This window comes from Actinoplanes sp. HUAS TT8, from assembly GCF_051380535.1.
GTDB lineage: Bacteria > Actinomycetota > Actinomycetes > Mycobacteriales > Micromonosporaceae > Actinoplanes.
The window spans coordinates 6,374,311-6,391,593 of sequence record NZ_CP195646.1; the positions used below are offsets into that span (position 1 = coordinate 6,374,311).

Consider the following 17,283-nt stretch of genomic DNA (forward strand, 5'->3'; position numbering starts at 1 on the left):
GGTTAGCTCCGCTCGGCACGGTTCTGCAGGCGCAGGAAGACGATCGCGAGGACGACGATCAGGACGGTGAGCACCGTGGAGATCGCCGACCCGTACCCCACCTGGGCCTTTTCGAAGAAGTTCTTGTACGCGAAGTACGAGGGCACGAGCGTCGCGTTGCTCGGCCCGCCCCGGGTGAGCACGAAGATCTGCCCGAAGATCTTGAGGGACGCGATGGTGGTGGTCACCAGCACCACGTACAGCTCGGGCCGGATCATCGCCACAGTGATCTTGCGGAACCGCTGCCACCAGCCGGCGCCGTCGAGGTCGGCCGCCTCGTAGAGCTCGGGATCGATGCGCTGCAGGCCGGACATGAACATGACGATCGGGTAGCCCAGCTGGAACCAGATCATCACGAACATGACGCTGTACAGCGCGTACTTCGGGTCGCCGAGCCAGTTGTGGGCCAGCGAGCCGAGCCCGATCGACTCCAGGATCTTGTTCAGCGCGCCGTAGCTGGGGTGCAGGATCCAGCCCCAGATGATGCCGGTGACCGCGACCGGGAGCACCTGCGGCAGGTAGTACCCGGAGCGCAGCACCGACGCCCAGCGGTCGCTGAACTTCTTGGCCACGTAGTCGAACAGGACCGCGGCCAGGACCAGCCCGAGGAAGGTCGGTATCACCGCCATCGCGATGATCAGCAGGATGATGTGCCCGAAGGAGGCCCAGAAGTTGGCGTCCTGGAAGAGCCGGGTGTAGTTGTCGAAGCCCACCCACTTGGGGCTGCCGATCCCGGTCCATTTGGTGAAGCTGATGTAGACCGTCATCACCAGCGGGACGATGATCACCGCGGTGGAGAGCAGGAGCCCGGGGATCAGATAGACCCCGTAACCGCGGGTCTTGATGGTGCTGTTGCCGGCCATGCGCCCGGTCCTTTCCGCCCTCACGGGCGGCGGGAGTCCCCGCCGCCCGTAAAGAAGATCACTTACCGAGGTCGGCCAGGTTCTCGTTGTACGGCTTGGCGATCTCGTCCTGGAACGCCTGCGGCGTCTTGGAGCCGTTGATCAGGCCCTGCACGCCGGCGACCATGACGTCGTAGTAGCCCGGGGCCGGCCAGTCCGGGTAGAAGGCGAGACCGTCCCCGCTGACCAGCTTGTTGAAGTTCTCGATCAGTTCCTTGTTCTTGGCGTCGGTGATCGCCGACGGGTCGGCCGCCACCGGGACGCCACCGCTGTTGCCGAGCAGGTTCTGCACCTCGGCCGACATGGTGATGTCGATGAAGTCGTACGCCAGGCTCTTGGCCTTGCTCTTCTCCGGGACGACCCAGAGGTTGCCGCTGGAGCCCGGGTGCAGGGTGTTGCCGGGGAACAGGAACGTGCCCCACTCGAAGTTCTTGACCTCGCTGACGAACCGGCCGTACCACCAGGAGCCGGAGATCAGGATCGGGAACTTGCCCTGCTCCCAGGAGACGCCCATGTCCTCGGCCTTGATGCCGGCCGAGTCCTTGCTGATGTAGCCCTTCGACACCCACTCGGCGAACGTGGTGGCGCCGTAGCTGATCACCGGGCCGTTGAAGTCGACCTTGTTCTTGTAGAGCTGGTAGTCGTCGACGAAGGCCCGGTCGGCCTTGGAGAGCGCCAGCTCGTAGAAGATCTGCTGGGCCGGGTACTCGGCGCCGCCGACCGCCAGCGGGGTGACCTTGTTCTGGACGAACGTGTCCATCGCGGCGGTGAACTCGGCGAGCGTGGTCGGCACGGCGATCTTGTACTTGTCGAACATCGCCTTGTTGTAATAAACCATGACGTATTCGCCGTAGTTGGGCACGCCGAAGAACTTGCCGCTGCCCATGATGCCGTCTTCGTTGTACTTGGCCGTGGTCTGCAGGCTGGAGCTCAGCTTCTTATCCCAGCCGCGCTTGGTCGCCTCGTCCGACAGGTCGGTGAGCAGGCCCTGCTTGGAGAGCAGGCCGGCGGTCGCGTTGCCCTTGTTGTACTCGAGGATGTCGGGCGCGCTGTCGGAGTTCAGGATCATCTGGGCGTTCTGCTGGATCTGCTCGAAGGACTTCTCCTCGAACTTCACCTCGACGCCCGGGTGCTTGGTCTTGAAGATCTCGATCGCCTTGGCCCAGGCGATACCCATCGCGCTGGTCGGGCCCTCGTAGTGCCACAGGGTCAGGGTCTTGGCGTCGGCGCCCTCGGCCGAGGAGGACGAGTCGTCGTCCTTGCCGCAGGCGGCGAGCGCGGCTGCGGCGGTCAGGCCGAGCGCGCCGGTCAGCAGGCCACGTCGTGAAAGGGTCATGTCGGGGTCCTCCCAGGGGGACTGTTCCAGGAGTGAAAATCGCAAAGTAGAAATCGTCGAAGCGCTTCGACGAATCGAAGCGTTTTGTCGAAGCGCTTCGACAACTGCCTTGCCGCAGACGCTAAGGAACGCGAGATGCAGATGTCAACGGTGTGACGGCGAGATTTCGCGGCAGCTGGCCCGTTCGACCAGGCTGGGCTCCAACAGCCGGGTGAAGTCGACGCGACGGTTGTCCAGCAGCCGCATCGCGGTCTCCACCGCGATCGTCCCGACGTCGTGCGCCGGGATGTCGATCGAGGTCAGGTTGACCGGCATCGCGGTCGCCACGTCCCGCGGGCAGACGGCGACGACGGAGACGTCTTCCGGCACGCGCCGGCCCGCGGCGTGCAGCAGGTCGAGCAGCGGCCGCAGCGCTTCCTCATTGTGCACCACCAGGGCGGTCAGCCCGGGCAGTTCGGTGTCGAGATCGGCCAGCGCGGCCCGCACACCGTCGGCGCCGGGCTCGCACGGGTGGGTCACGGTCCGCAGCCCGAGCTCGTTCGAGGTCTGCAGGAAACCGGCCAGGAACCGGTCCGCGTACGTCGTCTGCCGCCGGTAGACCGCGGGCGACGGCCCGACCAGCCCGATCCGCTGATGACCGTGCTCGGCCAGATGCTTGAGCGCGAGCGCGGCGGCCGCCTCGAAGTCCAGGTCGACGCAGGCGATCCCGGCATGATCGGCCGGAAGACCGATCAACACCGAAGGCTGCTTGAGCGTACGGATCGCCGGGAGCCGCACGTCGTCCCGCTCGATGTCCATCAGGATCAGCGCGTCGACCATGGTGCTGTGCGCCACTCGCTCCAGCCCGGCCGTGCCCTCGTCCTTGGTCAGCAGCAGCACGTCGTGGTTGTACGACCGCGCCGCCGTCACCACGGCCGTCGCGAACTGCATGATGACCGGCACGTTCACGTCCACGCGCAGCGGCGCCACCAGGGCCAGCACGTTCGTCTTGCTGCTGGCCAGGGCCCGCGCCCCGGCGTGCGGATGGAAGCCGAGCTCGGCGATCGCGGCCTGCACCCGGGCCCGGGTCTCGGCGGAGATCGGGCGGCGGCCGCTCAACACGTACGACACCGTGCTGGGCGACACACCGGCCGCCCGGGCGACGTCGTTGATCGTCGGCACTGCGCCTCCCCATGTGCCTCGGTCTCTGCCCAAGGCCTCTCCCCTCGTCGATCCTAACTACCCGCTGGTCACGACCCACGTGCGCAGGGTCGCGGCGGGGGGCCCGCTCCCAGGTGACCCCCCGCCGCGAGTCTCATCGGATGCTGAACGTCGCCAGCCGCAGGCCGGATCCGAGCACCAGGTAGACGTCCTGGCGCCCGGTCGCGGCCGACAGCGGCGCGCTCACCGTGGCGTACGAGTAGATCCCGCCGGTGTCACTCACCGTGGCCGTGCCGAGCAGCCGCCCGGTCGGCGACCCGAGCCGCACCTGCACCGATCCGGCGCCCGACGCCCGTACCGTCAACGTCTTCCCACCATGAAGAGCAGCGCTTTTGTACGCGACCCAGCCGCCCGAGACCACCGTGCCGCTCGCCTTGGTCTCGTCGAGCAGCGTCGCGCCGGCGTAGTCGTCGAACGTCTCGGCCCGCGTGGTCCGGGAAAGGTCACGCACCGGAATCGTCTCGCCGTGCACGCTCAGTGACGCCCGCTGCCGGATGTCGGCCGAGGACGAGCCGAGCAGGACGTCGTACACCGAGGTCTCGGTCACCCATTTCTGCCGGGTGACGTCCCAGTGCGCGAGGTCCCGCGGCGTCAGGCGGAACGTGACCGTCCTCGATTGCCCGGGCTTCAGCGCGATCTTCTGGAACCCGCGCAGCTGTTTGACGGCCGTCACATCCCGGGACGTGCGCTGGTGGGTGTAGAGCTGGACGACCTCGCGGCCGGCCCGCTTGCCGGTATTGGTGACGGTCACACTCACCTGGCCGCCACCGACCCGGACATCTCCGTACTTGAACGAGGTGTACGACAGCCCGTAGCCGAACGGGTAGAGCGGTGCCGTCACGTCGTACTGATAAGTCTGTCCGGTTTTGATGATGTCGTACTGGTTCAGGTCGGCCGGCAGATCCGAGACCGACCGCGGCCAGGTCTGTGTCAGCCTCGCCGCCGGGTTGACGTCGCCGAAGAGCACGTCGGCCAGGGCGTTCCCGGTCTCGGCGCCGGCGTGCGTGGTCCACACGATGCCCGGCACGTGCCGCTGCGCCCAGGTGATGTCCTCGGGATAGCTGCTCTGCAGCACGACGACGGTGTGCGGGTTGACCGCGCGGACCGCCTCGATCAGGGCTTCCTGCCGGGCGCCGAGGCTGATGCCGGTCCGGTCGTGGGCCTCGCGCCCGGCGACGAACGGGTTGGTGCCGACCACGACGACCGCGGTCTGCTTGCCCCGCGCCGCCTCGGCGGCCGCGGCGACCCCGTCGGTGATCACCTCACGACGGAACCGGGCCGCTCCGGCCGCGGTCGAGGCGCCCAGACCGAGCTTGCCGTCGGCACCGACGGTCACGTACGTGTTCGCGCCGAACCAGCTCTCCTGCGTCTCGTAGCCGGCGTAGTGCAGCACGACCGTGCCGTCACCCTGGTCCTCCACCTTGAACTGCTGCTGGACGTACCAGCCGGTGGGCGCGGATTCCGAGGTGACGAACGGGCCCCAGTTGTAGCCGAGGTACTTGCCGTTGGCGGCGTTGCGCAGCGTCGAGATGCCGTCGCCCCAGTCCACCGAGTCGAACTGGGCGGCGCTGTCCGCGCCGGCGGCGGTCGCGGCGACGGCCCCCGGGTCGGCCGCGGTCACGTAGCGGCCGGTGGTGACGTCCCGCAGCGCGATGCGGTCGGCGCCCTCGGACGTGACCGTCCGGCTCCGGGAGGAGATGCCGTCGAGCGCGGTGACCCGGTAGGACATCTGACCGCCGTACCAGTCGGTGTAAAGGTTGTCGGCGAGGGGCCCGACCACCGCGACCGAACCGCCGGGCTCGATGGGCAGCGCGCCGTCGTTCTTCAGCAGCACCATGGCGTCGGCCGCGGTCTCCCGCGCGAGCTGCCGGTGAGCCGGACTGTCCACGATCGAGGGCGAGATCTTCGCGTACGGGCCGCCGTCCGGATCGAACTCACCGAGGCGGAACCGGATGCTCAGCGCGTCGCCGACCGCGGTGTCCACCTGCTTCTCGGTGAGCAGCCCCTGGTCCAGCGCCTGCCGCAGCGCGGTCGTGGTCGGCTCGCCGTTGGTGTCGTTGACCGTGAAGCTGTCCAGACCGGCCCTGACCACGGCCGCGTCGGCCTCGGCCTGCGTCGCGAAGTAGGCCTGCGAACCGGTCAGGTTGGTCGGCGCCCAGGCGTCGGTGACGTTGAACAGCCGCTGGTCGCTCCAGCTCCGGACCGGCCCGGCGAGGTCCGGGTCCACGGTCGCCGGACGCCCGTTGATCAGGTTGTAGGACGCCATCACCCCCGTCGCCGCGCCCGCCTGCAGGGGGATCCGGAAGGTCTTGCGGTCGTACTCGTTGAGCACGCGCTGCGGAACGTTCGACGAGGTCTGATCCCGTTTGGTCTCGTTGTTGTAGGCCGCGTAGTGCTTCAGCGTCGGCGCGGTCCTCAGATGATCAAGATCAGGACCTTCGAGACCTTTCCCGTACGCGGTGGCGACCGCCCCGCTGAGCAGCGGGTCCTCGGAATAACCCTCCTCGTTGCGCCCCCACCGCGGGTCGCGCAGCAGGTTCACCACGGGCGCCCACAGGTTCAGCCCCCACACGATCGGGTCCTGCGCGTGCAGCCCGCGGGCCTCGTCGCCGACGGCCGCACCGACCCGGCTCAGCAGCTCCGGGTCCCAGGTGCTGGCCAGGCCCACGGCCTGCGGGAAGACGGTCGCGGTGGCGTCGATCTTGGCGCCGCCGCCGTTGTAGTCGTTGGACCAGGCCACCCCGTGCAGCGCCTCGGTGCCGGCCTTGAAGACGTTCAGGCCCAGGCGCGGGATCGCGGGCTGGTACTGGTGCAGCATCGACAGCTTCTCGGCCAGGGTGAGCCGCCCGACCAGGTCGTCGACGCGGGCCGACAGCGCCAGGTGCGGGTCGCGGAACGGCAAGGACTCGGCGGCGTGCGCCGGCGTGGAGGCGAGCGGAACGGCGAGCAGGGTGGCGGCCGCGAGGGCCAGGCCACGTCGGATGCGCATGGTGATCTCCCTCGGTGACAGGGCTGACGATCGGGAGCGCGGCGCTGTCGAAGCGCTTCGACGAGCGGACGGGGTGAAACAGGGTGCGGACGAGCACGGGAGTCGAAGCGCTTCGACGGCGTGCCGACACCATAGATTCCGGCCGATGCGGGAAGCAACAACCTTGCGGAAATCCGCCGGAAACACGAGCACGGAACCGGGCACAATGGGCGAGTGCGACTGATCGTGATCGGTGGAGACGCGGCGGGAATGTCGGCGGCGGCCCAGGCGCGGAAACGCCACGGGCCGAGCGGCCTGGAGATCGTGGCCTTCGAGCTGGGCCGCTTCGTGTCGTACTCGGCGTGCGGTATCCCGTACTGGATCGGCGGGGTGGTCGAAGGTGGCCCGGACGCGCTCATCGCCCGCACGCCGGCCGCGTTCGCCGAGGCCGGCATCGAGGTGCGGACCCGCCATGAGGTGACCGGAATTGATCTGGCCGCTCGCACGGTCACCGTGCGTGATCTCGACGGCGGGCGCGACCTCCGGGAGAGCTTCGACGAGCTGGTCTACGCGGCCGGCGCGAGCCCCGTGCGGCCGTCGTGGGCGCGGGTCCCGGAGAAGGGCGTGTTCGGCGTGCAGACCCTGGAGGACGGGTCGGCCCTGCGCGCCTGGCTGGACGACGAGAAACCGGAGTCGGCCGTGGTGATCGGCGGCGGCTACATCGGCGCCGAGATGGCCGAGGCACTGATCAACCGGGGGCTGCGGGTCACCCTGGTCGAGAAGTCGGCGCAGCCCATGGGCACGGTCGACGAGGACATGGGCGCCCTGGTGGCCGAGTCCGTCCGCGGGCTCGGCATCGACCTGCGCACCGGCGCCACGGTCGAGGGCCTGGAGACCGCGAACGGGAAGGTCACCGCCGTGGCCACCGACTCCGGCCCGATCCCGGCCGGTGTCGTGGTCCTCGGTCTCGGCGTCCGCCCGAACACCGCGCTGGCCGAGGCCGGAGGCATCCCGCTCGGCGAGACCGGCGGGCTCCGGACCGACCTGCGGCAGCGGGTGATCGGGCCGCACGGGCTGGTCGGCGGGGTCTGGGCGGCCGGCGACTGCACCGAGGTGCACCACCGGGTCAGCAAGCGTCAGGTGCACGTGCCGCTCGGGACGCACGCCAACAAGCAGGGCCGGGTCGCCGGGCTGAACATCGGCGGCGGCTACGCCACGTTCCCCGGGATCATCGGCACCGCCGTGACCAAACTGTGCGACCTGGAGGTGGCCCGGACCGGGCTCGGCTCCCGGGAGGCCGAGCAGGCCGGATATCGATTCGTCACCGCGAAGGTGGAGTCGACCAACCGGGCCGGCTACTTCCCCGGGGCGGTGCCGATGACCGTGAAGATGATCGCCGAGCGGGAGACCGGGGTGCTGCTCGGCGCGCAGATCGTCGGGCGGACCGAGGCGGCCAAACGGATCGACGCGCTCGCCGTGGCGGTGTGGAACAGGATGACCGTCAGTGAGATGACGGCTCTGGATCTGGGCTACGCACCGCCGTACGCGCCGGTCTGGGATCCGATTCTGATCGCGGCCAGAAAGGCCGAGGAGGCCCTCTAGGAGAGCCTCCCCGGTTGGTTCGTCCTTCCGGTGTTACTCGGTGACGGCGCCGATCTGGACGGAGCCGCGGCCGACGACCGCGCCCTCGTCGGTCACGAACTGGACCTCACCGGAGAGGTGCCGCCCGGCGGGCGGAACCGCGGCCACGGTCACCGAACCGGTGATCGTGGCGCTCGCCCCGGCCGCGAGCGCGACCGGGGTGGACGGCGCCGACAGGGTGCCCAGCGCCGGGCTGTAGTAGGCGTCCAGGTAGTCGTAGGCGGTGGTCCCGGCGGGCACCGAGTACCCCTGGACCTCCACCGTGTAGTCGCCGCCGGCCGGCGAGGCGATGGTGACCGCCTCCTCCGAGTCGCCGTCGGCCGACCGGCCGACCTCGGTGCCGTTCGCGTCGTAGACGAACAGGTCCAGGTCGGCGGCCGGGTCGGACGGCTTGCCGATCGAGACGCTCAGGCGGGTGGCGCCGGCCGGCACGGTGACCGTGTAGTCCTGCACGCCGCCCTGCTCGATGCTCGGCCGCTGGCTGAACGTGCTGCCCAGCGGGCCACCCTGCGGGGTGATCGAGATCGGGCCGAACCGGTTGGTGACCGTCCAGGTGGCCGGGGTGGCCACGCCGACCTGCGCGGTCGGCAGGGTGACCGTGGCCGGCTCGACCGTGATGCCCTGCACCTTGGCGGTCAGTGCGAACGGGTTGCTGAGCACCGGCGAGGTCCGCCGGGACTCGACCTCGAGCTCCCAGACGCCCGGGAGCGGGTTGTCGTACGACCGCTCCTCCGGCTTGCACGTCGCCGGGTCGGAGTAGTTGGTGTAGCAGTACGGGCTGGAGGTCGGCTCGACCGGCACACCGTACGGGTTGATCGCGATCCACCGGGTCTGCGAGCCGGCCGCGATCCCGCCGAGGTCCACCTGCAGCGAGGTGGCGTCCTTCGGGACGGTGACGAAGAACGAGGTGGTGGAGTTGCGGTCGACGGCGCCGGTGAACGTGTTGGCGTACGAGGTCGCCTTGGCCTCGACGCCGGTCACCACCGTGTTCAGCACCTCGAAGTCGATGCCCGGGGTGAACGGGTCGTCGACCTTGAGCAGCGCGCTGGAGACACCCTGACCGGCCCGGACCAGCACCGGAACGGTGACGGTCTTGTTCAGCGGCAGGCCCACCAGCGGCAGGGCCGAGAACGCGCCCCGGTCACCCTCGAACGTCAGGGTGTGCAGGACGGTCCGGTTCGGCCCGCTGGTACGGGTCAGCGACACGTTCACGACCTTGGTCTGGCCGGCCTTGAAGCCGCCCTCGGAAGCCGCGCACCGGTTGTAGATGCCGGTGCCGACGCCCGGGGTCGACAGGTACTGCGCCAGCGGGGTGCAGACCGGGGCCGACGCCGTGTAGGTACGCGTCTCGGAGATCCGGGTGAGCAGGTTCCACGAGGCGGGCACGTCGAAGTTGCCGTAGCCCTGCTCGTACACCTGCTCGCCGGCGATCGGGTTCGCGGTCGAGTAGATCGCCCGGCGCAGCTGGGCCGGGGTCACCTTGCGCTTGTTCTGCTTGGCCGCCGAGAGCAGCAGAGCGGCGCCACCGGTGGCCTGCGGGGAAGCCATCGACGTGCCGTTCTCCATGGCGTACCCGACCGGCAGGGTGTAGCCGACGGTGTCCAGACCGGCCACGGACTCCCAGGTCGGGGTGGCCGAGATGGCCGAGCCGGGGGCGGACAGGTTCGGCTTGAAGCCGCCGTCCTCACGCGGGCCGCGCGACGAGAACGGGAACAGCTGCTCGCTCCTGCGGGTCACCGAGCCGTAGTTGGCCAGCCAGGTCTCCTTGGAGACACTCGCCGCGACGCTCACCGCGTCGGTGGCCACGGACGGGTCGCCGATCGTGTTCACGCCGGAGCCGGAGTTGCCGGCCGAGATGAACAGCTGAACGCCGTACTTGGTGATCAGGTCCTGATAGAGCTGCGCCTGAGCGCTGCTGCCGTCGTTGAGCGCCGGGAGGCCGCCGATCGACAGGTTGACCACGTCGACGCCCCGGTTCACGACCAGGTCGATCATGCCGGTGGTCAGCGCGGCCGCGGTGCAGCCGCCGCCCCACGAGCAGGCCCGCGCGGAGACGATCTTCGCGCCCGGCGCCTGGCCGTCGAAGTTCTTGTTGCCGAACAGGTCGTTACCGGCGGCGATACCGGCCACGTGGGTGGCGTGCAGGCCCTCCGGGATACCGATGTTGACGAAGTCGGCGACCTGGCCGGGCAGACCGGCCGGCTTGAGGTCGACGTCCTCGCGGTACTCGACGACGAACGGCATGCGCTCGGCGATCGCGGTCGCCGGGTTGTCCGTGCCGAAGTAGCCGACGTCGTACTTCTCCTTGTACGGCCGCATCACGGCGTCGTCGGTGAAGTCGTTGTTCTGGTTCACGTCGACCCGGATGTCGTGGCTCACCGGGTCGTAGAGGATGCCCCAGACGTCGGTGGTGTCACCGTCCCGGTTCACGTCACCGGCCGGCTCGGAAGCGGCGGTGATGGACTCGCTGAAGCGGTTGATCCGCCAGGTGCCGGCCGGCGCCTTCCAGGTCGTGCCCGCGTAGGTGAAGCTCGGGCCGGTCACCGAGGTGAGCATGGCGCGCCAGGTGCCGTCGTTCTCGACCAGCGGGTCGGTCGCGGTCACCCAGTCGACGATCTTGCGCTCGCCGGTCGTCGTCTTCTGCAGGGCCGGGTGGGCCAGGTCGACGCCGCTGTCCATGATGCCGATGGTCACGCCGCGGCCGTCGTACGTCGGGTGCTTCTTCTTGAAGTCCACCGAGCCGGTCTCGCCGACCGGCAGGTACGGGTTGTCGGCGGGCGTGGTCGCGCCCGGGCCGGCCGGGGCCGGGGCCTGCTTGGCCGCCTTGGCGTCCGGGGTCAGATCCGGCTCCGGGACCTTGACGGTCTCGTCCAGGTCGATGGCGGCGACGCCGGGCAGCTTGGCGGCGCTGAGCACCTTGGCCGTCGGCACCGAGGCCAGCACGTAGCCGACCTGGTCGATCCGCCGGGCGACGGTGCCGCCGAGCGCCGTGACCTTGGCCGCGACATCGGCGGACCTGCCCTGGTCGGCGGCGATGATGACGGTGACGCTCGGCTTGTGCGCGGACTGGGCCTCGGCCAGCAGTCCGGCGTCATGGGCGCCGAGCGTGTCGGCCGGTGAATCCTTGGGCGCGACACCCTCGGTGGCGGGTGCGCCGTCCTGCGTGGCCGGTGCCGGGGCGGCCGTGGCCGGCAACGAACCGGTCACCGTCGTCACGCCGGCGGCGAGGCCGAACGCCAGGACTGAGGTGAAGGTTCGTCGGCCCCAGCGGGATGGTTGTCTCACGTGCGGGTCCTCCGGAGGTACGGCGCCCGGAGTGGTGTCCGGACGCTTCTCCCGGGAGTCTCCGATCGATCGCAGTGGAAGTCACTACGGTCGATAAGGTTCGTGACCTCACCGTGACCATTGTGGACCTATGCCAAGGTCAACAGGCTTCCGCACCGGCGATGAACAGCCGCAAATCAAGCTCGAACTGGTCATCGTCCCCCATTTCCCGCAAAGTCATCAGGCCCCCCGAATACCCGCGGCCCGCCCCGACATCTGGCCCGGGCGGGCCACTATGTAATCGTGACGCGATTCCAGGCATACCTCGACGGTCTGACCGGCGTGACCGCGTCGCACCTCGCGGGCCCCTCCCCCCATCCGTCGCCGCTCCTCTCGGCGCGCGTCCGGGTTCTGCTGGAACGCTGGGAACCGGAACGGCTGGAACGGTTCCTCGACGTGGGCGAACCCGAACAGGCCGCCGACACGCTCGTCGAACACTTCGACATGGCGCCGGCCGAGATCGAGGAATGGGTCCGGCGACCGTTCCGCGGCGACATCCACCGCCTGCACGGCAGCACGATGATGCACCTCTGGCGCGACATGATCCGCGACGGGACCGCCGCCGCCCAGGCCGCCGCGAGCCTGGGCCTGCTCGGGCGCTCGGCCGTCCTCACCTACCAGCCTTCGTCGTCGCCGCCCGACCTGCCGTTCCCGTCCGAGGCCCGCCGCGAGGCCCGCGACAACCTCGGCCTCCGCGGCCCCACCAGCTACTTCAACCCCGGCGACAACTTCGACCCCCACCCCGGCTTAAGCTCCCACGACGGCTTCGGTCCCGGCGGCGACTTCAGCTCCCACCGCGGCTTCGATCCCGGCGACGCCTTCGGCTCCCACGGCGGCCTCGGCCCCGGCGGCGACTTCGGCTCCCACCGCGGCTTGGGTCCCGGCGGCGACTTCGGGCCGGGCAGCGACTTCGGCCTCGGCGGCGACGAGATGAACCTGCTCGACCCGATGGGAGGCCTGCCCGCGCCGGCCTTCGCGGCCCTCGCCCGTTTCCGCCTGGCCGGCTGGCCGTCCGACGAAGCCGTTCTCACCGCCCTCCCCACCGAACCCGGCCGCCCCCTGAGCGCGACCCTGCCGGAATTCGCCCGCGTCGCCTGCCTGTCCGCCGCCGAGATCCACCACTGGCGGGCGATGCTCACCGAGGTCGGCCCCGGCCCGCTACCCCTGGCAGAGATCTGGCGACTCTGCGGACCGGCTTTGACCTGGCGCTCCATCGGCCTGCCACCGGACCTGGCACCGTGGTGCGCGGCCGCACACCTGCCACCGGCCGAGGCCCTCGCCATGCACCAGGCCGGAACCCTCGACGTCGCCGGCCTCCGCGCCTTGGCCCTGCTCACCTGGTAGCCCCGCCCGCCCGCACCCGACCGCCGCCACCAGCCGAACCCGCTCGGCCGAACCCGCTCGGCCGAACCCGCTCGGCCAACCCCGCTCGGCCGAACCCGAGAGCCCCGCCCGGGACCACCCAGCAGCCCTGAACCCCAGCCGAAGTTCGCCAGCTGGCGCTGAGGGTCGCACTCCGAGCCCGAAACAGCCGCCAGCACCAGCCGCGAACTCCCAGCTGGCACCCACGGCTCGAAAACGGGCTCGGAACGACCACCAGCACCAGCTGGAGAGGCTCGGCTGGCACTCACGGCTCGAAAACGGGCCGGGAACGACCGTCAGCGCCAGCTGGGGAGGTTCGGCTGGCGGTCACGGCTGGGGACTCGCCGGCAGGGCGCGGTTGGGCTCATGGTCGCGGCTTGGGCTGTGAGTGGATGGTGGTGGCGGGGCGGGTTATCCACACTGATGGGTTGTCCACAGGGGAGGCAGCCAGCTCGGCATGATCTTGGGGATTCGCGGGATAATGGCAGTTGGGGGCGCCCCCTTGTGGGGTGGGTGGGCTGTGTGGGCAGGAGGCGATGATCAACTTTGCGCCATCGATCATCTTCGATTGGACGTGGCGATGATCTTGCGGGTCCAGGGTGGGACGTCGGGGCGGTCGCCGTCGACCAGGACTACGACGTAGCGGGCTCGCGGGTTGGCCGCGGGTGGCTCCGGCGGCCACGGGGTGTCGCCGTCGGTGGCCAGGACGACCACGTCGGCGCGGGGGCGCAGGGCCGCGGCGGCGGCGAGGCCTACCCGCATGTCGGTGCCGCCGCCTCCGGTGAACTCGACGTCCTCGATGCGGGCGACCCGCTGGACGTCTCCGGTCCGGGCGTCGCAGCAGAGGACGCGTACGGTGTCGCCGCGTAGCGCTCGGATGATCGCGCGGAGTTCGGCGGTGACCTGGCCGAGCATGTCGGTGGACATGGAGCCGGAGGTGTCGATGACGACGTCGAGCCGGGGTGGGCGTGGGGCGCGCATCGCCGGGAGAGCTACGCCGGGGACGGCGGAGGCCCGGCGGGACGGGCGGGCGTACGTGTAGTCGCGCAGGCCGGCGACTGTCGCCCGGGTCCGGCTGACGACGCTGCGGAGTTCCCGCCGCCAGTCGACGTGGCTGGTCAGGGTTTCCTCGGCGAAGCGGCGCAGCCCGGCCGGCACGTCCCCGGCCGACCGCTGGTGCTCTTCGATCTCCCGGGCCACCTGGTGGCGCAGCATTTCGGCGCGGCCGTCGCTGACACTGCCGTCGGGTTCGTCGGTCTCCGGGCGTTCCCAGCTGCGACGCTCACCCCCGCTGCCGGAACCGCAGTCCGCGGCGCCACGCGCGGAAACCGCCGCCCCACCACCCGAAGAATCCGACAAATCCGATTTGCCGCCAGCGGGCGCCGAAGCCGACGCGCCGGCCGAGGTCGGGGCCGACGCCGAGGTCGGGGCCGAGGGCGAGGCCGAGTCAGAGGCCGATTCACCGGACGAGCCGGAAACCGACTCCCCTTCAGCCGGCTCAGCATCCGGCGAGTCACTACCAACACCCGGCCCCGGAGCCACCGCCACCTCAAGGACCGCCACAGCCGTCCCCCCACCCGACCCGATCACCACCACATAAACGCCCGCCTCCAACGACTCCACAAGATCGAAGTTCAGCACCCGCGAGGTGACGACCACCGGCTCCCCGGCGGCCTCCGGGCGTACGTCCAGCCCGTCCTCCCCGAAGCGGGCCACCAGCAACGTCGTGTCCGCCCCGAAGTCGAAGTCCGACGAACTGGCCGCCATCGGGTGCGGCACCCCGTACCCGACCGGCAGCGGCGACGGGTTCACCTCGGCGTACGGCAGCCCGACCGGCAGAGCCGCCCCCACCCCGTCCACCTCGACCCGGTACAGCCCGGCCGCCACCCACGCCAGTTCGAACGTCAGCGTCTGCCCGTTCACCAGTCGCACGTCGGAGACCGTGTGCGGCACCGGCCGCCCGCGGTCGCTGTGCACGCCGACCACGGTTCCGGGCACGAAGTCGACGCCTCTCCCCCGTACCGTGATGGTCGCCGGCGCCGCCCCGAGGTGGCCGGGGGTGAGGCTGATGGCCGGGGTCTCCGGCGTGTCGGGCGGAGCCGGCGCGGCCGGTGCCGAGCCTTCCGGGACGTCGCGGAGCAGGCGGTACATCGTCTCGGCGATCATGCCGCGGCGGGCGCCGGGGATGTTCTCCCAGAAGTATCCGTCGGCCGAGGGCAGGGTCACGCCGGCGTCGCGCAGTTCCTCGTTGATCGCCGCGTCGGCCGCCGCGTTGAACATCGGGTGCAGGCCGGGTGGTTCGCCCAGGGCGGTCCAGCGTTCGCGATGCCCGTGCAGCAGGTGACCGACTTCGTGCAGCCACGCCCCGGCCAGTTGGTCGGTGGTGAGGGTGAGGACGAAGTCCGGGTTGGCGTACATCCGCCAGTTCGTGTCGACCCCGAACGTCGGCAGTTCCCGGGTCAGCACTGGGATCATCGCGAACAGGGCCGTGCCCAGGTACGGCATGCGCCGGGCGGCCAGCACCCGGCCGGCCGAGAGCCGGATCGCCGCATCAGCCATGGAGTTCGGCCAGGATCGGCCCGAGCGACCGGAACTGATCACCGGTCGGCAGCATCCCGGGCGGGCGGGTGGCCGGGTCGGCCCAGCGTCGCGCGTGCAGGACGGCGATGTCGGCCATCCCGGCGTCGGCGATTTTCGCGAGGATCGTGCCGCAGGCCAGCCACCGTTCCGGGGTCGGGTCGCCGATCATGGCGGTGTAGACCGCGGCGGCCGTGGCGAACACCTGGTCGGCGCGGCGCACCGGGACGACGTACGCCGAAGGGTCTTTCAGCAGTTGTTCCGGATCGGGCAGGTCGAGGCGACGGGTGAACTCCAGGAATTCGGCGGCGGCGACCGAGCCGACCGACCCGTTGAGCAGCAGCACGATCACCGTCTCGGAGAACCCGGCGGCCTTGGCCGCGCCGAGCAGGCGGGCACCCATCTCCCACGTGCGCGGGGTGGGGAACGCCCGGCCGGCCGCGTCGGACGACTCCGGCATCCGGGTCACCAGTTCCGGCCGGGCCCGCAGGAAGGTGCCGACGAGCGTCTTGGCCGACACGGTCTCCTGGTCGACGAGGCCGGGGGCGACGGCCGGCACCGGCACGCGGGGCCAGCTCGCGGCGAATCCGTCGGCGACCACGTCGGCCGGCAGGGTCCAGTCCAGATGGACGAACCGGTTGGCCAGCGGCGGCGCCAGGTCCCACCCGTCGGCGGCGATCTCGGGCGGGTTGGCCGCGGCCACGCTGCACGTGCCCGGCGGCAGTTGCAGGTCGCCGACCCAGCCGGTCAGGATCGGCCGCAGCAGCGCGGCCTGGGTGGCCGGCGGTGTCGTGCTGATCTCGTCGTAGAAGACGATGCTGGGCCGCCCGGTCTCGCCGACCTCGACGACGCGCCGCGCCCAGCCCGGCGGCAGCATCCGGGTCGTGCCCTTGACCGGGTCGAGCATGGGCAGCCCGGCGAAGTCGGACGGCTCGTGCAGCGACGCGATCACCGTCTCCACGTGGAAGTGCAGGTCGGCCCCGAGCGATTCGATGACGCTGGTCTTGCCCTGACCCGGCGGGCCCCACAGCAGTACCGGAACCCGCGCGATCAGCGCGGTGCCGAGCGCCGTGATGGTGTCCGCATAACGCTGATTCATGCGCACACGGTAGTCGCCCCGAGCACCCCCACGAGCCGCTCCGCGAACGCCCGCGGGTGCGTCAGGTTGCCGTTGTGCCCGCCGGGGAAGTGTTCGGCCGGCACACCGATGTGCTCGGCCAGCCGCAGCGCGGCCCGGTAGTCGAAGCCGTCGCGCGGCGACCTCTCCCCCACCGCCGGGATGATCCGCGCGCCGGCCGGCAGGTCGGGGAGCCGCAGGTCGTCGCGCAGGACCGCGTCGAGGTCGCGACTCAGGAAGTACTCGAAGCCGGCGGTCCGGCGGTCGTCGAACGGGAACGCCGTGATCCCCGGCTCGGTCTCCTGGTCCCGCGGATCGATCCCGAGGACCGCGGCGACCCGCGCGGCCGCCGCGCGCCATCCGGCGACGCGATGCGTCGCCATCACCTCGCCGAGCTCGCGCCGGGCGCGAGCATCATCTCCCGGGTCGAGGAATCCCAGAGCAATCGGTTCGTGCGCCACCAGCTTCGAGACGATTGAGGGGTACGTCGTGAGCAGCCGCAACCCGATCGCGGCGCCCAGGCTGAGCCCGAGCATGGTCACCGGCCCGTCGGTGACCCGCCGGATCACCGCCGCCGCGTCGGCCGCGTGCTCGGGCAGGCCGACCGGGGCGTCCGGGTCGTCGGCGACGCTGCGGGACAGCCCCCGCCGGTCCCAGGTGATCACGGTGAACCGCCCGGTCAGGTGTTCGACCAGGTCGGTCGTGCGGTCGGCGTCCCCGTCGCCGCTCTGCCCGACGACCAGCACCGGCCCGTGCCCGGCGACCTGGTAGTGGATCCGGGCCCCGTCGACTTCCACGTGTTCGCTCATGCCGTCGA

At 70.6% G+C, this 17,283-nt stretch carries 10 protein-coding genes; 2 read left to right on the forward strand and 8 right to left on the reverse strand.

Annotation, left to right across the window (positions count from 1 at the left end; translation table 11 throughout):
- Positions 1–2: 2 nt before the first annotated feature.
- The 4 genes from ACSHV8_RS28530 to ACSHV8_RS28545 form a co-directional block, all read right to left on the reverse strand.
- Positions 3–902 (reverse strand): carbohydrate ABC transporter permease, encoded by a 900-nt coding sequence (locus tag ACSHV8_RS28530; RefSeq protein ID WP_436520495.1) that lies wholly within the window; start codon positions 900–902, stop codon positions 3–5.
- Positions 903–960: 58 nt separating this feature from the next.
- Positions 961–2,277, reverse strand: a complete 1,317-nt coding sequence (locus ACSHV8_RS28535) for an ABC transporter substrate-binding protein (protein ID WP_436520497.1) — start codon at positions 2,275–2,277, stop codon at positions 961–963.
- Between the two features lie 144 nt (positions 2,278–2,421).
- A complete protein-coding gene (locus ACSHV8_RS28540; protein WP_436520499.1) occupies positions 2,422–3,438 on the reverse strand; it encodes a LacI family DNA-binding transcriptional regulator in 1,017 nt (338 codons plus the stop codon).
- A 133-nt stretch (positions 3,439–3,571) separates the two neighbouring features.
- Positions 3,572–6,466: a glycoside hydrolase family 3 C-terminal domain-containing protein gene (locus ACSHV8_RS28545; RefSeq protein WP_436520501.1), complete on the reverse strand. Its 2,895-nt coding sequence runs from the start codon at positions 6,464–6,466 to the stop codon at positions 3,572–3,574.
- A 213-nt stretch (positions 6,467–6,679) separates the two neighbouring features.
- On the opposite strand from ACSHV8_RS28545, the gene ACSHV8_RS28550 reads away from it, so the two are divergent.
- Positions 6,680–8,047 (forward strand): FAD-dependent oxidoreductase, encoded by a 1,368-nt coding sequence (locus ACSHV8_RS28550; protein WP_436520503.1) that lies wholly within the window; start codon positions 6,680–6,682, stop codon positions 8,045–8,047.
- A 33-nt stretch (positions 8,048–8,080) separates the two neighbouring features.
- On the opposite strand, the gene ACSHV8_RS28555 is transcribed toward ACSHV8_RS28550, so the two are convergent.
- Positions 8,081–11,371, reverse strand: a complete 3,291-nt coding sequence (locus ACSHV8_RS28555) for a S8 family serine peptidase (RefSeq protein WP_436520505.1) — start codon at positions 11,369–11,371, stop codon at positions 8,081–8,083.
- A gap of 282 nt (positions 11,372–11,653) precedes the next feature.
- Here ACSHV8_RS28555 and ACSHV8_RS28560 point away from each other — a divergent pair, with 282 nt between their 5' ends.
- Positions 11,654–12,754, forward strand: coding sequence for a hypothetical protein (locus ACSHV8_RS28560; RefSeq protein WP_436520507.1), 1,101 nt, complete (start codon positions 11,654–11,656; stop codon positions 12,752–12,754).
- Between the two features lie 576 nt (positions 12,755–13,330).
- Here the strand turns inward: ACSHV8_RS28560 and ACSHV8_RS28565 are convergent.
- Genes ACSHV8_RS28565 through ACSHV8_RS28575 form a run of 3 tightly spaced genes read right to left on the reverse strand, consistent with a single transcriptional unit; the run spans position 13,331 to position 17,275 of the window.
- Positions 13,331–15,331 carry a DUF2201 family putative metallopeptidase gene (locus ACSHV8_RS28565; RefSeq protein ID WP_436520509.1) on the reverse strand — a complete coding sequence of 667 codons (2,001 nt, stop codon included), beginning with the start codon at positions 15,329–15,331 and terminating at the stop codon, positions 13,331–13,333.
- On the reverse strand, positions 15,324–16,448 hold the full coding sequence (locus ACSHV8_RS28570) for an ATP-binding protein (protein ID WP_436520511.1): 1,125 nt from the start codon (positions 16,446–16,448) through the stop codon (positions 15,324–15,326). Before ACSHV8_RS28570 ends, ACSHV8_RS28565 begins: the two co-directional genes overlap by 8 nt.
- Positions 16,445–17,275: an alpha/beta hydrolase gene (locus ACSHV8_RS28575; RefSeq protein ID WP_436520513.1), complete on the reverse strand. Its 831-nt coding sequence runs from the start codon at positions 17,273–17,275 to the stop codon at positions 16,445–16,447. The genes ACSHV8_RS28570 and ACSHV8_RS28575 overlap by 4 nt, the downstream gene beginning before the upstream one ends.
- Positions 17,276–17,283: the final 8 nt, after the last annotated feature.

What these genes read in the sequence shown, in the direction of transcription:
- ACSHV8_RS28535 (WP_436520497.1), bottom strand. Translation starts at nt 2,277, where the DNA reads ATGACCCTTTCACGACGTGGCCTGCTGACCGGCGCGCTCGGCCTGACC.
- ACSHV8_RS28530 (WP_436520495.1), bottom strand. Translation starts at nt 902, where the DNA reads ATGGCCGGCAACAGCACCATCAAGACCCGCGGTTACGGGGTCTATCTG.
- ACSHV8_RS28570 (WP_436520511.1), bottom strand. Translation starts at nt 16,448, where the DNA reads ATGAATCAGCGTTATGCGGACACCATCACGGCGCTCGGCACCGCGCTG.
- ACSHV8_RS28565 (WP_436520509.1), bottom strand. Translation starts at nt 15,331, where the DNA reads ATGGCTGATGCGGCGATCCGGCTCTCGGCCGGCCGGGTGCTGGCCGCC.
- ACSHV8_RS28545 (WP_436520501.1), bottom strand. Translation starts at nt 6,466, where the DNA reads ATGCGCATCCGACGTGGCCTGGCCCTCGCGGCCGCCACCCTGCTCGCC.
- ACSHV8_RS28575 (WP_436520513.1), bottom strand. Translation starts at nt 17,275, where the DNA reads ATGAGCGAACACGTGGAAGTCGACGGGGCCCGGATCCACTACCAGGTC.